Here is a 17,158-nt window from a genome sequence, read left to right as displayed (position 1 = left end):
TTTCAATAAATAAACAGCAAAAGATACCGTATCTCATCTACGGTATCTTTTTTTTATGGAAGTGCTATAATCGGCGGTATTTCGCTCTGGGGATGGGTAGAGAGCAGTGCACGTTCTGCAATGATGAAATCAAGGGCATCACTGAGTTGGCTGTAGGCAAGGGAAATCACGGCAAGCTCCTCATTATTGGGGGTTGCTTTGGCAATGGCAATGGCAAAGGCCGTTATCAGTGCAGTCAATTCATATGCATCCATAAAAATCACCTCGTTTAAATTTATGACAAATAAACCCTTTTCAACACAGGTTTCCTGCAGTTGTGATGCATAAGTATGAAAGGATGCCATAAGATATTACTATCCTTGAAAGGTGGTGAATCTAATGAAAAATATAAAAGCCCTCATACTCAGCGTTCTGATCAGCGTGGGTGTTGGAGCCCTGGCTGGATATCTCACAATGGACAGCATGCAGGCCTATGATGCTGTCGCAAAGCCGGACCTTGTTCCGCCCAATTGGGTGTTTCCCATCGTCTGGACGATTCTTTATATTTTAATGGGCATATCCGCTTATCTTGTCTATGTTTCCGACTCATCCTACCGAAATCAAGCTCTTAGAATATACGCCATTCAGCTGGTGATGAATTTTTTCTGGTCCATCATTTTCTTCAATCTGCAGATGTATCTATTGGCTTTTATCTGGCTCCTCCTTCTGTTAGGGATGATTGTGCTCATGATTGTGAGCTTCTATCAGGTGAATAAGACCGCAGCCTACCTGCAAATTCCCTACTTGATCTGGGTGCTGTTTGCAGGATACCTGAATTTATCGATTTATTTGATGAACCGGTAGAATTGACTGAAGATATTCTTAAAAAAGGTGTCTCGAATCATATTGAAAATATGTTGTGATTAATGTTGAAATATTCAAAATATTCTGTACAAATTTATTGAATTTAACGCGTTCCTATGTTATGCTGAACCCTAAAGAAAAAGGCTCGGAACAAACACGCGTCTAAACCGATACAGGCTTTTGTATCGGTTTGTTTGTATCGTACAAAATATTATGTTTGCTGTTTGAAATAAGTAGGAAGAAAGGAAGCTAAAGGAAATGGAGAGAAAACGTAAAATGGCAGCCGCCTTTATTCAGCAAAACTATGAAGCCTTGCTGGAAATCATAAACTGCATCAATGTTGGGATTTACATCACAGATCAAAACGGAAAAACTTTGCTGGTCAATGATGAGTCTGTGAAAACTGGGGGATTGGGAAGGAATGAACTGATTGGAAAAAATATGGCAGACCTGGTGGCGGAGGGATATGTGACAGAATCGGCCTCTTTGAAGGCAATTGCCAGCAGAACTGAGGAAAGTATTGTTCAGCAGCTTCGTGAGGATGGACAGGTATACATAACGGGGGTTCCGTTCATCAGAAATAGTGAACTGGAGCTGGTGGTCTGTACGGAGCGTGACATCACTGAAACCATGAGATTGAAAGAAATCCTGGAGGAAAAGGATAAAATTAATAAGAAATATGAACGAGAGCTGGAGTACCTGAGAAAGCAAAGTCTGTCTGCGGATCAAGGGCTTATTTACAGGAGCAGATCGATGAGCAATCTTGTGGATATGGCGCTGCGCATTGCAAGGTGGGAGACCACGGTTCTGATCACCGGTGAGTCGGGTACGGGTAAAGAGGTAATGGCAAGTTTTATCTATCGAAACAGTCATAGAAATGAAAAGCCCTTTATAAAAGTGAATTGTTCCGCCATACCGGAGAACCTGGTAGAATCAGAATTTTTTGGCTATGAAAAAGGAGCGTTTACAGGAGCCCGCAACGACGGTAAGTCGGGATTGTTTGAGCTTGCAAATGAGGGCACACTTTTTTTGGACGAGATTGGAGAGCTTTCTCTCGCCATGCAGTCGAAGCTTCTGCGGGTGATTCAGGAGAGAGAAATCATGAGAGTTGGAGGAGCACAGAACATACCCATCGATGTACGAATTATCGCCGCGACCAATGTCAACCTAAGAAAGGCAATTACTGAGGGGAAATTCAGGGAGGATCTCTACTACAGGCTCAACATCATACCGATTGAGATTCCAGCGCTCCGTAGTCGTAAAGAGGATATTGCTCCATTGGTGATGGACTTTATCAAGCAGTTTAACGGGAAGTACGCACAAAAAAGGAGGATACAGAAGGCTGCAGTTCAAGTGCTGCTGGAATATGACTGGCCGGGAAACATCCGGGAGCTGAAGAATATTACGGAGCGGATCATGCTCACTTCTGACGGGGAAGAAATCACGGCTTCTCAGATTAAAAACCAGCTATATCATGATTCGACTGCATTTACTGCTCCGGGAATTGATGATACCATGTCTCTTTCCCAGCAGGTAGATCGTTTTGAAAAAAACCTTCTGGAGACCGTCTTATCCCAAAGCAAATCTGCCTATGAGGCATCGAAAATTCTAAAGGTAAATCGATCTACAATCTCTAAGAAAATAAAAAAATACGGAATTGAGTACAGCAACGACCGAACGTAAAGGAGAATCCGTTTCAATTTGGAAACAAAGCGTTTCCGTTTAGAAACAAATGTAATATGGATTTGGTAAAACAGCAAAAGCTCTAATTGAAGGCAATTCACCCAACTGGTTCGTCCGATAATTCAGAAAATTTAAATAAATATAGTTTCCGATTGGAAACTATATTGCGGAGTGGAATCTCCTCTCGATGATAAATGCTTAAATATCAACGATATATGAGTTGGCATAGAAGTTGCTATCATAAGAAGATGTATTACAACATCTGAAATGGAGGAGTGATTAGAATGAAAATTGTAGTATTGGGCGGAGCCGGGCAGATGAGCAGCCTTACCGTTAGGGACCTTGCTCATAGCGACGACGTAAAGGAAATATTAGTAGCAGATTTCAATTTTGAAAAAGCAAAAGCTGTTGCGGAGGAAAACGGGCCAAAATGTAAAGCCGCCTTCTGCGATGCATACAACACCGAACAGGTAAGAGAAACCATAAGAGGCTATGATTGCGTAATCAACGGCTGCACTTATAAAGTAAATCTTTATGTAATGGATGCCTGTCTTAAGGAGAAAATCCATTACACCGATCTTGGAGGGCTTTTCTACATAACGCTGGAACAAATGAAACTGGACCAGGCATTTCGTGAGGCTGGGATTACTGCTGTGCTGAGTATGGGGGGAACGCCGGGAACCATCAATGTTCTGGCCAGATACGCCGTAGACCGGCTGGACACGGTCGAGACGGTTAATGTTCTTAATGGCTGCGGTGACTGGACCAAGACTACTGAGGTATTCAGCGTACCTTATTCGATCAAGACCATTATGGAGGAATTCACCATAAGGCCTGTGGAATATGTAGGCGGTAAACATGTGGATGTGGACCCCAGATCAGGGCTTGAGCTCATCAATTTTCCTTTGCCCCTGGGTCCTGCTTATGCCCACTACACCATTCATTCCGAGCCAGCTACCATGCCTGCGGCATGGAAGGAGAAGGGGCTGAAAAATGTGTATTTTAAGCTTGCTCTTCCCCAGGATTTTCATGACAAAGTAGCCTTTCTGGCAGACATCGGCTTTGCTTCACAGACGGAAATTGAAGTCCGGGAGGGAATTAAGCTTAAACCTGCGGATATGCTGGATGCCGTCATCCGAAGCATGCCCAAAGACGCGAATGCAGAAGTGAAGGACTGCGATATTCTGAGGGCAGAGGTGATCGGAACCAAGGATGGAAGGGTGGTTAAATATACGGTTGATTCCATTGCCAGACAGAACGAAAGACTGAAGTGTTCCTCCACAGAATTAAATACCGGAGCGCCGCCGTCCATCGTTGCTCAGATGATCGTTAGAGGAGATGTCACCGAAAGAGGAGCTTTTGGAGCAGAACGGGGTGTAGATCCGGAGATCTTTTTCGAAGAACTTGCCAAGAGAGACATGTACGTCTATGTGAATCAGGAATATCCCGTTTCTATAGACAGCTTTGAACCAATCAACAAACAGAAAGAAATCTAAAATACAGAAGATAGAAAAGACAGGAAATAAGCAGAAATGGAAATAAGAGTGTAGGAGCATTTATTTCTTTGGAGGGAGGTTCTGTATCAAACGGCAGTTATTATTTTAATTTTCGAAAGGAGAAAATAGCTATGTCAAAGGAGAAGCTATCCACCGGAAAAGTCTGGGGGTTCTCTGTGGGAACCCTCGGCGAATATTTCGTCTACTATCTGTTTTATACGTATTTTCTGTATTATCTGACTGACTACGTACTTATACCTGCAGCAGTCGCAGGAACCATCATGTCTATTGCAATGATTTGGGATGCTTTTACAGACCCGGTTGTCGGTTATATCAATGATATCAGTAAAAATCCAAAAGGGCGGAGACGGCCGATGATGCTCAAGTCATACCTACCGTTCATTATCACTTTTGCCCTCTGCTTTATCAATCCGGGACTGGAGGGCATGAGCCTGTACGTGTACTTCTGTGTGGTATGCCTTGCGTTCTGGCTCTGCTTCACCATGGAGCAGGTCCCTTTCTACGGACTGCTTCCGGAAATTGCCCAGGATGATGATGACAGAATGAGGCTGAGAGCTGCAATGGGTTTCATCGGCAATGCTGGAAATCTGGCAGTATCCATCGTTCCCCTTGCATTATCTGCGGTAATTGCCATGGGGGTCAGTGAAATGGCCGCGTGGTCTGCCGTAATGGGAATCCTCGGCGTTATCGGCGGCTGTGGTTTCCTAGTCACTTATTTCGTAACCAAGGGGATGGAAACACCTCTCGATAAAGTCGTCAGACCATCGGAGAACATATTTAAGACCTATCTCAAGATTATCAGGCTGAAGGGTTATATGTCAGTGGTTGTAGTTTATATTCTCTGCACCATTGACCTGTGCTTGATGTTTGCGTCCATTCTTTATGTAGCCGATGGGAAGCTGGGGTTAAATGCAGGGATGCAGTCTGTGGTGGTTGCGTGCTACACCTTCTCTGGTGCATTGTTTATTCCTCTGGTTACGCCCATGAACAGAAAATGGGGTTCCTATTTATCCCTTCAGATTACCATGGGGATAGGATCGGTTCTCTTCCTGATCTGCGGTCTGATTGGCGTCAACAGTGCAGGTGTAATGATTTTCCATGGCCTAGTTACAGGCGGAACTTTTGCACTGGCAACAGCATTTACCTACGGACTGCTCTATCAAATCATCGATGTTGCATGCCTGAAGACAGAGGAACAGGTAGAAGGCTCCGTCATCAGCTTTGCGACTTTGGGATATAAACTCGGTGCGGCAATCTCTGCCGCTACATTAGGGCTGGCACTGACCATCATCGGTTACGACGGTGCTTCGGATATGAACGCTGAGGTGCTCGGCAGAATCGACAGCCTACTGACCATTATGCCCGCGGTTCTTTTGATCCTTTGCGTTGTGATCCTAAAGTTCCTCTATCCTATCAGAGAATCCTTATACAGAACTATTGTTGAAGCGAAGGAAAAGAAAGCACTGGGCGAAGCGTACTCGGTAGAAGGCTTCCAGCATTTAATGTAAATATATCGATGCAGAGTAAAAGTGAAGTAAATAGAAAGCAAATGCGAATCAGAAAAAACATTGTCCGTTTAGAAGGCAGCAGAAAGCGTAACATTACGCAACAAGGAAAGGAGAAAAAAATGGCAGAAAAGTTTCAGATGTATATTGACGGTGAGTGGTGTGACAGCAGCAGCGGAGAGGTGATTGAGGTTACCAATCCCGCTACGGGCGAATTGATCGGAACGGTTCCCAAGGCAGCGCCTGAGGATTTGGAACGGGCCATCAAAGCCGCCGATCGGGAGAAGGAGGCGTTTAAACATTGGGGAATCGTAGAGCGGGGAGAGCTCATGTGCCGCATCGCCGATGAACTAGAAAAGGAAACGGAAAAGATTGCAAAATATATGTCTATGGAGCAGGGAAAGCCCATTGCCACAGAATCCAGAGGAGAAGTGACGGAGTCCGCTGAAAATCTCAGAAACGCCAACGAGGATATCAAGCGCATGAATGGCGAGATCCTCTACTCCAAGGACCCGAACAGAAAGATTATGACCATAAGAGAACCCAATGGCGTTTATTCCGCAATCTCACCTTGGAACTTCCCCATGGTCATGCCGGCAGAGCACATTGCGCCCATTTTAGTTGCAGGCAATACGATGATCATGAAACCTGCGAGCTATACTCCGATCTCGGCAGTCTTCTTTGCAGAAGCAATTGAACGTGCAGGCTGCCCCAAAGGTGTATTCAACCTTGTTACGGGACCGGGACCGACAATCGGTGAAATGATGTGTTCCCACCCGCTGGTCAATGCCATTGCATTTACCGGTGAAAACGTAACGGGAAAAAGAATTGCGCAGATTGCAGGACTGAAGCGAATGCTTCTTGAGATGGGGGGATCGGGACCAGAAATCGTCTGTGCAGACGCAGACATCAAAGCTGCTGCCGAAGGAGCTGCCTATGGCGCATGGATGAATGCAGGCCAGGTATGCTGCTCAACCCAGAGAGTCTTGGTACATAAAAGCGTCAAGAAAGAGTTCCTTGAGCATCTCATGAAAACGGTAGATGACATCGTCTTGGGAGATCCTCTTGATGATAAAACTACCATGGGCCCGCTGAATAACGCACCGGTAGCAGATAAAGTTGAATTTCATGTAAACGAAGGCATCGCAAAGGGCGCCAAGATTCTTTGCGGCGGTGGCAGAGCAAAGGGCTTTGATACCAACCTCTTCTTTGAGCCTACCATCGTCGACAACGTAACGCCCGGAATGCTGCTCCACGATGAAGAGACCTTCGGGCCAGTAATTCCGATCATAGAGTTTGAGACCGATGAAGAGGCCATCAAGATGGCTAACAGCACGCCTTACGGATTGCAGATGTCGGTTTATACCAGCAGCATGAAAAAAGCCTTCTATTATCACAGCAGACTCAATGCCGGAAACGTCTGCATCAATGAGTCCGCGGGCTTCTGGGAACCCCATCAGCCCTTTGGCGGAGCACCGGGAACAGAAACGGGCTACGGCAGAATTGGCGGAAAGTACACCATCGAAGAAACCACCTTCTTAAAGACGATTACTGTAAATTTTGATAAATGCTATTAATCACAATAATCAAACTATGCTAAAATAGAGTTGCGATTTCACAGCCAATGAATAGGAAGGTGCTGCTCACTGCGATCATGTGGGCCGGGAGGCTTAGGCCATACAAAGTATGACCCATGTGGCTGTGATTCGTAACTTGGTGAATCGTGACAAACCAGTTGTAACATTCAATGAACTGCGGGTGAGGGATGACACAACCTTCAAAGACCATCGGTATCATGGGTTTATTGACTGCCTCCTTTTTCTGGGGGGCAGAATTTGTCGTGGAGAAGGATGTTCTCTCTGTCATGGGAGCCAATTATTCTAATGCCATCCGCTTCCTTGCAGCAAGCATCCTCTGCACGTTATTTATGAGAAAGAAGCTGAAAACCATAACACGCGGCGATCTGCACTGCGGCGTTATTTCTGGCAGCTTTACGGGCCTTGGATTTGCCTTTCAAACCATGGGCCTTGGCTATATTGAGGCAGGCGTGAATGCACTGCTTTGCTCCTCGTATATTCTGATCATTCCCCTTGCGGAATGGCTGCTGTTTCGTAAGAACCCCGGGTATCGGATTTTTTTGTATGCTTTCATTGCTGTCATCGGGATCGGATTTATCTCTTATGATGCTTCTGCGCAGACGTGGGCGTTCTCCGTCGGTGAGATATTAACCTTTTTGGGGGCTCTGTTTTATACCGGTGCGATTATATCCATCGAACGGTTTTCCTCCCAGACTGATTCGCAAGTAATGTCCTTGCTGCAGTTTTATGTGATTACGATAATTTCAACGGTGTTTGCGTTGATGCTAGAACCCATTCCTCGTATGGTTTCATGTCTTGTTTTCATCGAGTTCCTCTATCTGATTTTCTTTGCAACCATTGGTGCCCAGCTGCTGATGAATCACTGTATTCAATTTGTGTCCTCCTCTGCTGCCGGTCTCATTTTCTCTTCAGAGGCTCTATTTGCGGCAATCTTGGGAATTCTAATCTTAGAAGAACCCTCTACGCCTTCCCTTTGGATCGGCATCCTTCTCATTGTGGGCGCAATCGCCTTGCATCAAAGCGGATTCCCAAAGAAAAAGAGCTATTCTGCAAAAAAGTAACGATTCTGCAATTTTTCTCAAAAGAATAGGGATATTTTGCAGGAAAAGAGTATCGATTCTGCCATAAAAATTCCTAGTATAAGAGTAGTATATGATATGTTGTCCTTGAGCTAAAACGTTGTAGAATCAACGTTCTTGGAATATTATGGATGGAATTCCAAGCAGGGCTTTTGGGCGGTTTTGTTTATAGGAGGAATGAAGAATGACAGAAATGATTGGACAAGTCTACAGGAATGATGCGGTCACAATCAGAATGAAGCAGGATAAAGTTCAGTCTCGCTTTGCAAAGATGGGGTCAGCGTTCGGCTTGATCTCGGGTATGACCTTTGCGGTGAACAGCATTATCCTGGGGATCGCGCTGGCAAGAGAGCCCTTCACACTGGGTTCGGGAGCAATCTTTGTAGCACCCCTTGTTGCGGCTGCAATGAACGACAGTATGACCGCACTGTGGCTGCTCATCTACAACATCTGGAAGGGAAATTTTAAGGAACTGGTTCGGAGCCTTAAAACTACGCCCGGAAGAATGGTTTGTGTTGCAGCAATTTTGGGTGGGCCGGTGGCAATGGGCTGCTACCTGCTGGGCATCCAGTTCTGCGGCAGCGCGTACACCATGCCAATATCAGCACTTTGCCCCGTGGTGGGGGCGATTCTGGCCAGGATCTTTATGAAGCAGAAGATGTCAACCAGAGTAGGAATCGGCATGCTTATTTGTATTGTCGGAACGGCTTTAATCAGTTTCACGCCGCCCGAGGGCAATTTTCCGCACTTTTATTTAGGTTTATTGTTTGCCTTTGGGTCAGCGCTGGGATGGGGAGCGGAAGGTGCTCTTGCCACGTTTGGAATGTCCATGGTCAACCCTGATGTAGCAATTACCATCCGGGAAATTACTTCCGGTCTGGCAAGTACCCTCATCGTCGTACCGCTGATTTCCGGTATCGGGATGTATGGCGAACTTCTAAAGACTCCGGCGACCCTTCTCGTAGTGGCTGCGGCAGGCCTTGCGGGAGCAATTTCGTTTTTGACTTGGTATAAAGCAAACGCTATGATCGGCGTGGCCTCCGGTATGGCGCTGAACATCACATACTCTCTTTGGGGTCTGGTGTTCGCATTCTTTGTTACCGGCGTTTCCCTTTCGACCAATTTGGTTATCGGAGCGGTTGCTGTTACATTGGGCGCGATGCTGGTTGTTGTAAATCCGCTTGAAGTCTTTAAGAAAAAAGGAGAAGCCTAATGAAACATAGCATTTTACCGCTGACCTTCCGGATGCTGCATTTTCTATCGACAGTGAAAGAAGCAACTGTTGATCTGCTGATGCAGGAACTGCGAACCGAATACGGCACGGAGAAACAGTTCCGCAAACCCAATGTCAGCAATATTCTTGTCTCGATGAAGGAAAATGGGCTAATTGAAGACGCAAAAGCCGAGCTGGATCAAGACGGCGAATTGTGTATCTCTTACAGCATCAGCGAAGAGGGAACAAGATTGTTGAATAAATATCTGCCAAAGAGTTGGAAAGCACAGCAGGCCATGGCTCGGTAATGCAGGTCTGACTTCAATCCTTTAGAATCGCAATAGAAGCAATGGTCAGCAGGGAAGATTCCGGAAACAGGGAATCTTCCCTGCTTTTTGATTACGGCAAGGATATTGTGGAATAATAATGATACTTAGGAAATGCGGAAGCGCTTTCCTAAATTGATAGATCATTAGGAAGCGGGGATGAGAATGAATAGAGATCATGAAGAAATCAAAGAAGCAGGTTGGCGCTTTGATAACAGCTACAAAAAACTGCCGGAAATATTTTATTCCATGACAGATCCAACGCCAGTGAAGCAACCTGAAATGGTTATTTTCAACGTCGATTACGGGAAGGAGCTCGGTCTTGATGTTGAGGCGCTTCAAAGTCAGAATGGTGCCGCTATGCTGGCAGGCAATAAAATCCCAGAGGGCGCCATTCCCATTGCCCAGGCTTACGCCGGCCATCAGTTCGGACATTTTACCATGCTGGGAGATGGAAGAGCTGTGCTTCTCGGAGAACATATTACGTTATCAGGACACCGGTTTGATATTCAGCTGAAGGGCTCGGGACGCACGCCATACTCAAGGGGAGGCGATGGCAGGGCTGCCCTCGGTCCTATGCTCAGAGAATACGTGATTAGTGAAGCTATGTATGGACTTGGAGTCCCTACCACCAGAAGTCTGGCTGTAGTTTCTACGGGAGAGCCGGTTTACAGGGAGTCTCCGCTGCCCGGTGCGGTATTGACCAGAGTGGCGGCCAGTCATATTCGTGTGGGAACCTTTCAATTTGCGGCAAAATGGGCGAAGCTTGAAGGGCTGAAAGCCCTGGCGGATTATACCTGGGAACGGCATTTTAAAAACGCTGAGGCAGAGGACAATCGCTATTTATCCTTGCTGAGAGAAGTAACTTCCCGGCAGGCGCGGCTCATTGCCAAATGGCAGCTGATTGGGTTTATCCACGGTGTAATGAATACAGACAATATGGCTGTCAGCGGTGAAACCATCGATTATGGACCATGCGCTTTCATGGATGCCTATGACCCTGCCACTGTATTCAGTTCCATTGACGCACAGGGACGATATGCTTATGGAAATCAGCCTGCCATTGCTCAGTGGAACCTAACCCGGTTTGCTGAGACACTCCTGCCCCTCATCAGCAATGAGCAGGAAAAAGCTAAGAAACAGGCAATGGATGTCCTCGAAGGGTTTGGTCCTAAATTCCGAAGCGAATGGCTTTCCGGAATGAGAAGCAAGCTTGGTTTGATCGGTGAGGAAACAGAGGACGAACTGCTGATTGGAGACCTTCTATCTATGATGAAGGAGAATAAAGCTGATTTTACCAACACCTTCAGAGCGTTAACCCTGGAACAGTTCGAAGCGCTGAGCATGAACAGCATCTCGGTATTTGAGGAATGGAAAAAGCGCTGGAAAAAGCGGCAGGAACACAATCAGGGCACACAAAAAAAGCAACAGGATCTTATGAAAAAGAGCAACCCGGCAGTCATTCCGCGGAATCATAGGGTCGAGGAAGCACTGTCTGCCGCATCTGAGTCTGGAGATCTGGAGGTACTTAAGGGTCTTATGGATGTCCTGAAAGACCCCTTTGCCTATTCGCCTGCGCAAGAGGAATATGCTGAGGTTCCGAACCTCTCAGGATGCAAATACCAAACATTTTGCGGAACGTGATGAACACCTGACGAAACCCTCGATAAATAATACTTGTTTTTTTCATGGCCATCATCTATAATGGGGATAGTTTTATAAAAGTGTTTTGTAAAACATTCGGTCATATCCTTTGAAAAGAGCAAATAAAATGAAAAGAACAACGGCAACAACAACAGACCTAAAACTGATCAACCGAAACAAGGTGTATCAGTATATTTATGAGCAGGATAAAGTATCAAAGCAGGATCTTGTGGCGGCACTGGGACTGAGTCTTCCCACCGTGAGTCAAAATCTGACTGAGCTTTTTGATATGGGACTCTTGTGCTATTCCGGTACCTTCGAATCCAGCGGCGGGAGGAAAGCAAAGAAGATTTCCGTGATTTCCGATGCCAGGATGGTCATCGGTGTAGAAATTAAAATGACACATATTAACCTTTTGGACATCGATCTAAAAGGGAATCCCTCTCCTATTAAACGCCTTGAAATTGCATTCGAAGCCAATGATCGGTATGGAGAGCTGCTTGCGGCGGAGATCGACCGCTATGTGGAGGAACGGGGGCTGGACCCTGAAATTATACTTGGTGTAGGGATCTCCATTCCCGGTGTGCTAAGCGAGGATAAGGGGCAGATCATTAACGCACCTACCTTGAAAGCCCGGTATGTGCCCATTGAGTCCCTAACAAAGTTTATTAAATACGACACCTACATTGAAAATGATGCTAACGCCAGTGCTTTCGCAGAGCAGAACAGCAGAAAGGATCTGACGACACTGGCCTTCCTAAGCGTATCAGAAGGCGTAGGGGGAGCACTGATTTACAATGGTTCCGCTTATATCGGCATGAATAACCGGGGTGCAGAATTCGGCCATATGTCCGTGGTAAGCCGGGAAGGAAAGCCGTGCGCCTGCGGGAAAAAAGGCTGTCTGGAGGCATATATTTCCACATCCGTTTTGGCCTCAGAAAAGGATCAGCCCGTCGATGTCTTTTTTGAAAAATTGAAAGAGGGCGACGATGGCTGCGCGGAGCTTTGGAACGATTATTTGTTATTTCTTTGTATGGGAATTAATAATATCCGTACCATTTTCGACTGTGATATTATTTTAGGAGGTACACTTGCAAGATACCTTGGGGATTCCTTTGATGACATCAAAGAGCGTTTGATAAAAATCGCTGTCTTTGACAGCACAGCAGACTATCTCCATCTGAGCAATTACAGATCCAATGCCAGCGGCATAGGAACTGCACTGCATTTTGCGGTTCGGTTTATTAAATCAGTATAGTAAGGAAACGCTGATTCATTCCGTGCACGCACACTTAAATAAATCAACAATTCCATTAGCAATCATCGAAGACGATATCGACAAATCATTGCGGTACATTTCGCTTCTAGCACCGGTAGTTTTTAATAATTTTTCGGTTTAGGGAGAAGAATGAAAACGTAGGATCTAATTTGATACTGTCTTCTTTTTTTTGGGACAAATTATAACAAATATTGCCGTCGGAATTTTGGATGTTTTGGAAATAACGCTCAAATTTCAACGAATTTAGGCGAAGCTCTCCTCCCTGGCAACGGAAAGAAGCAAACGAGCGGGTTGCTAACTTGATCCAAATAATTCTCAAAAATTTATCATTCTGCGCAGCCATTGAAAATCAATGCCGGAGCGAAAAACAGATTAAAAAAGTGAAGATGACATTAAAAAAACACTGTTGACATGAATAATTCACGATGCTATCATTAAACCAACTTTTAGAAAACTGTTTTTCAAAAGTTATTTAAGAAACTGGTAAAAGAAAAGGAGAGAGAAAATGAAAAAACTGATTGCCTTATTAATGGTTCTTGCCCTTGTTCTTTCATTGGCAGCCTGTGGCGGCGGAGAAAAGCCCGCTCCAGAAGATGGCGCTACTGATGAAGCAGCTATGATCGGTGTAAGCATGCCGACACAGAGCCTTCAGCGTTGGAACCAAGACGGATCAAACATGAAAGCCAAGCTTGAAGAAGCAGGCTACAAAGTTGACCTCCAATACGGCGGTGACAATGACATCCCGACTCAGGTAGCCCAGATTGAAAATATGATCACTGAAGGCTGCAAAGTTCTGGTAATCGCAGCCATCGACGGATCCTCTCTGACCGAAGTTCTGAAACAGGCCAAGGAACAGAATATTCCAGTTGTTGCTTATGACAGACTGATCATGAACAGTGACGCTGTATCCTACTATGCTACGTTCGACAACTATCAGGTTGGCGTAATGCAGGGCCAGTACATCGAGACCGCTCTGGATCTTAAGAACCAGAAAGGTCCCTTCAACGTAGAACTCTTCACCGGTGACCCAGCCGACAATAACGCAACGTTCTTCTTCAACGGAGCTATGAGCGTTCTGAAGCCTTACATCGACAGTGGTGTTCTGGTAGTACCTTCCGGACAGACTACACAGGCTCAGGTCTCCACCCAGGATTGGAAAACAGAAAATGCACAGTCCCGTATGGAAAACCTCATCACTTCCAATGGATACAGCCCCAAGGGCAAGAAGCTGGACGCTGTAATGTGCTCCAACGACTCAACCGCACTGGGAGCAGTAAATGCACTGGTTTCCGCAGGTTACACCAAGGATGATATGCCTATCGTTACTGGTCAGGACTGCGACAAACCAAACGTAAAGAACATGTTACAGGGACTCCAGAGCATGTCCGTATTCAAGGATACCCGTACTCTGGCCGACAAGGTTGTTGGAATGGTTGACTCTATCGTAAAAGGCAGCGAGCCTGATATCAACGATAAAGAAACTTATGACAATGGCACCGGAGTTATCCCATCCTATCTCTGTGCACCAGTTGTTGGAACAATTGACAATTACAAAGAACTGCTGATCGACAGCGGATATTACAAAGAATCTGATATTCAGTAAGCTAAAACAACTAAGGATTCTGGCGGGCGGCGGCAAACCGCCTGCCATTTTTATCAAAATAGCGTGCTTCCGGCCATTCACTCGGCATTATTTTATTATAAATTTCAATCTCAACCGGATAGTACACTAGCTTTTAGGGAGGATTTTTCGTGGCGAATATATTGCTGGAAATGAAGAATATCACCAAGACCTTTCCCGGGGTCAAGGCACTTGACAATGTGAACCTTGCAGTGGAAGAGGGTGAGATTCACGCACTGGTCGGAGAAAACGGGGCAGGAAAGTCAACCCTCATGAACATACTGAGCGGAATCTACCCTTACGGAAGCTATGACGGAGACATTATCTACGACGGTGAAATAAGCAAGTACAAGACCATAAAAGACAGCGAGAGGCAGGGCATTGTCATCATCCATCAAGAGTTGGCGCTTGTACCCTATCTCAGCATTGCAGAAAACATGTTCCTGGGCAACGAAAACGGAAAGAAATATGCCATTGACTGGGATAAGACCTATGCCAGAGCAGATGAGCTGCTTCGTACCGTTGGACTGCAGGAACGCAGCCAGACATTGATCAAGGATATCGGTGTAGGCAAGCAGCAGATGGTGGAAATCGCCAAAGCGCTGGGCAAAAACGTAAAATTGCTCATTCTCGACGAACCCACAGCATCCCTCAATGAAAACGACAGCAAAAATCTGCTGAATCTCCTGCTGGAATTTAAAAAGAATGGACTCACATCCATTATCATATCCCATAAGCTCAATGAAATATCATATGTGGCGGACAAGATCACCATCCTCAGAGATGGTTCAACCATTGAAACGCTGGTCAAGGGCCAGGACAATATTGATGAAGATCGTATCGTAAAAGGCATGGTAGGCAGAGAAATTACCGATCGTTACCCCAAGAGAACCTCCCATATCGGAGAGGTTACCATGGAAGTACAGGACTGGACGGTTTACCATCCGTTGTACTCAGAGCGCAAGGTTTGCGACCAGGTGAACTTCAACGTAAGAAAAGGAGAGGTTGTAGGCATAAGCGGCCTGATGGGATCCGGAAGAACGGAACTTGCCATGAGCATATTCGGGAAAAGCTATGGAACAAAGATAAGCGGAACTCTGAAAATCAACGGCCGCGAAGTCAAGCTAGGCAGCGTGAAACAGGCCATTAATGAAAGGCTGGCCTATGTGACCGAGGACCGTAAAGGCGATGGATTGGTTCTATCCAATCCGATCTATATAAACAACTCAATGGCAAAAATGGATAAAGTCAGTCATAGACTGGTAATCGATAAAGATAAAGAACTGCTGGTTGCCAAAGAGTTCAAAGAAAAACTGAATACAAAATGCCCCTCTGTACTGCAGAATGTTGAAAACCTTTCCGGGGGAAATCAGCAGAAGGTGCTGCTGAGCAAGTGGATGTTTGCGGATCCGGAAATCATGATTCTAGACGAGCCCACAAGAGGAATCGATGTGGGAGCAAAATACGAGATTTATATGATTATTAACCGGCTGGTTGCCGAAGGAAAATCTGTAGTTCTGATCAGCTCTGAACTGACTGAGATCCTTGGAATGAGCGACCGAATCTATGTAATGTATGAAGGCCGCATGATTGCTGAATTCCCGAGGGCAGAAGCAAGTCAGGAAGTGATCATGTCAAGCATAATGCGAGAAAATAAAAAGATGGAGAATGACAATGACAATGCAAAGATTTAAGGACTTCCTTAAGAAGAACACTATGCTGATTGCATTAATCGTAGTGGTTATCCTGTTCCAGGTTCTGATTATTGCAGCCGGAAAAGGTTCTCTTTTAAGACCACAGAATGTATCAAACATCATCGCTCAGAACAGCTATGTCGTAATTCTGGCCACAGGAATGCTTCTTTGTATTCTAACGGGCGGCAATATCGACCTTTCCATCGGCGCCGTTGTAGCACTTACAGGTGCAGTGGCTGGAACCCTGATCATTAACATGCACGTAAACGTATATCTGGCAATAGTAATCAGCCTGTTAATCGGTACCGGTATTGGTGCGATACAGGCCTACTGCATCGCATACGTAGGAATACCGCCGTTTATCGTTACCTTGGGAGGCATGCTGCTATGGCGTGGTATTGCGCAAGTAATTCTCCAAGGAATGACGCTGGCACCGTATCCGGATGAATATCTCAAATATTTCACAAGCTTTCTTCCCAAGACAGACAGCGCCGAGTTTTTGCTGGCGGTAACCATGGTAGTGGCGGCAATTATATGCGTCGCGTATATCGCCTATGAGATTACTGGAAGAGCAAACAAAATTAAAAAAGGGTATACCGTAGATAGTATGCCGTATCTGCTGACAAAACTGATCATCATCAGTGCAGTAATGCTGACATTTGCATACCTGCTGGGTAATTATAAAGGATTCCCGGTTGTACTGATTCTGATCGCCATTGTCGTATTGGTTTACTCCTACTTTACGAACAACACCGTACCGGGCAGATATCTCTACGCTATGGGCGGCAATGAGAAAGCCACCAGACTTTCCGGAGTCAATACAAAGAAAATGATGTTCTTTGCTTATACCAATATGGGCTTCCTGTGTGCTGTTGCGGCACTCGTCTGTATCGCCAGATTCAATTCTTCTGCACCAAGCCTTGGTGACGGGTATGAACTGGACGCCATCGGTGCCTGCTTCATCGGCGGAGCTTCCGCATACGGCGGAACAGGAACTGTAGGAGGTTCAGTAATCGGTGCGATCTTTATGGGTGTGCTGAATAACGGAATGTCAATTCTAGGTATTGACGCAAACTGGCAGAAGGCAGTAAAGGGTTTTGTACTCGTAGCTGCTGTAGCGTTTGACGTAATTTCCAAGAGAAAAGTTAAGGCTTAG

14 protein-coding genes are annotated in these 17,158 nt (G+C 45.7%); 13 read left to right on the top strand and 1 reads right to left on the bottom strand.

Translation table 11 applies throughout. The features are described 5' to 3' along the window. Window positions 1-53 precede the first annotated feature (53 nt). Window positions 54-254, bottom strand: a complete 201-nt coding sequence (locus FRZ06_15955) for a hypothetical protein (GenBank protein ID QOX64731.1) — start codon at window positions 252-254, stop codon at window positions 54-56. A 124-nt stretch (window positions 255-378) separates the two neighbouring features. Here FRZ06_15955 and FRZ06_15950 point away from each other — a divergent pair, with 124 nt between their 5' ends. The 13 genes from FRZ06_15950 (at window position 379) to FRZ06_15890 (ending at window position 17,158) form a co-directional block, all read left to right on the top strand. Beyond that, entirely contained in the window at window positions 379-843 is a 465-nt protein-coding gene (locus FRZ06_15950; GenBank protein QOX64730.1) for a tryptophan-rich sensory protein, read from the top strand. Between the two features lie 258 nt (window positions 844-1,101). Continuing rightward, window positions 1,102-2,526, top strand: a complete 1,425-nt coding sequence (locus tag FRZ06_15945) for a PAS domain S-box protein (GenBank protein QOX64729.1) — start codon at window positions 1,102-1,104, stop codon at window positions 2,524-2,526. A 284-nt stretch (window positions 2,527-2,810) separates the two neighbouring features. Then, window positions 2,811-4,022 (top strand): hypothetical protein, encoded by a 1,212-nt coding sequence (locus FRZ06_15940; GenBank protein QOX64728.1) that lies wholly within the window; start codon window positions 2,811-2,813, stop codon window positions 4,020-4,022. 131 nt (window positions 4,023-4,153) lie between these two features. Further along, window positions 4,154-5,551 carry an MFS transporter gene (locus FRZ06_15935; GenBank protein QOX64727.1) on the top strand — a complete coding sequence of 466 codons (1,398 nt, stop codon included), beginning with the start codon at window positions 4,154-4,156 and terminating at the stop codon, window positions 5,549-5,551. 8 nt (window positions 5,552-5,559) lie between these two features. After that, a complete protein-coding gene (locus tag FRZ06_15930) occupies window positions 5,560-7,125 on the top strand; it encodes an aldehyde dehydrogenase (protein ID QOX64726.1) in 1,566 nt (521 codons plus the stop codon). 188 nt (window positions 7,126-7,313) lie between these two features. After that, on the top strand, window positions 7,314-8,207 hold the full coding sequence (locus FRZ06_15925; GenBank protein QOX64725.1) for a DMT family transporter: 894 nt from the start codon (window positions 7,314-7,316) through the stop codon (window positions 8,205-8,207). A 211-nt stretch (window positions 8,208-8,418) separates the two neighbouring features. Then, window positions 8,419-9,438, top strand: a complete 1,020-nt coding sequence (locus FRZ06_15920) for a DMT family transporter (protein QOX65972.1) — start codon at window positions 8,419-8,421, stop codon at window positions 9,436-9,438. Further along, window positions 9,438-9,746, top strand: coding sequence for a MarR family transcriptional regulator (locus FRZ06_15915; protein QOX64724.1), 309 nt, complete (start codon window positions 9,438-9,440; stop codon window positions 9,744-9,746). The genes FRZ06_15920 and FRZ06_15915 overlap by 1 nt, the downstream gene beginning before the upstream one ends. 183 nt (window positions 9,747-9,929) lie before the next feature. Continuing rightward, complete coding sequence (locus FRZ06_15910) at window positions 9,930-11,408, top strand: YdiU family protein (GenBank protein QOX65971.1); 1,479 nt, start codon at window positions 9,930-9,932, stop codon at window positions 11,406-11,408. 127 nt (window positions 11,409-11,535) lie between these two features. Further along, window positions 11,536-12,666, top strand: a complete 1,131-nt coding sequence (locus FRZ06_15905) for an ROK family transcriptional regulator (protein ID QOX64723.1) — start codon at window positions 11,536-11,538, stop codon at window positions 12,664-12,666. 526 nt (window positions 12,667-13,192) lie between these two features. After that, window positions 13,193-14,290, top strand: coding sequence for a sugar ABC transporter substrate-binding protein (locus FRZ06_15900; GenBank protein ID QOX64722.1), 1,098 nt, complete (start codon window positions 13,193-13,195; stop codon window positions 14,288-14,290). 149 nt (window positions 14,291-14,439) lie between these two features. After that, on the top strand, window positions 14,440-16,002 hold the full coding sequence (locus FRZ06_15895) for a sugar ABC transporter ATP-binding protein (GenBank protein ID QOX64721.1): 1,563 nt from the start codon (window positions 14,440-14,442) through the stop codon (window positions 16,000-16,002). Continuing rightward, window positions 15,989-17,158: a sugar ABC transporter permease gene (locus FRZ06_15890; protein QOX65970.1), complete on the top strand. Its 1,170-nt coding sequence runs from the start codon at window positions 15,989-15,991 to the stop codon at window positions 17,156-17,158. Before FRZ06_15895 ends, FRZ06_15890 begins: the two co-directional genes overlap by 14 nt.

It is taken from the genome of Clostridiales bacterium (genome assembly GCA_015243575.1).
GTDB classification, from domain to species: Bacteria; Bacillota; Clostridia; order Peptostreptococcales; family Anaerovoracaceae; genus Anoxybacterium; species Anoxybacterium hadale.
Note: the sequence above shows the minus strand (reverse complement) of the source record. Positions and strands in the feature narration are given on the sequence as shown.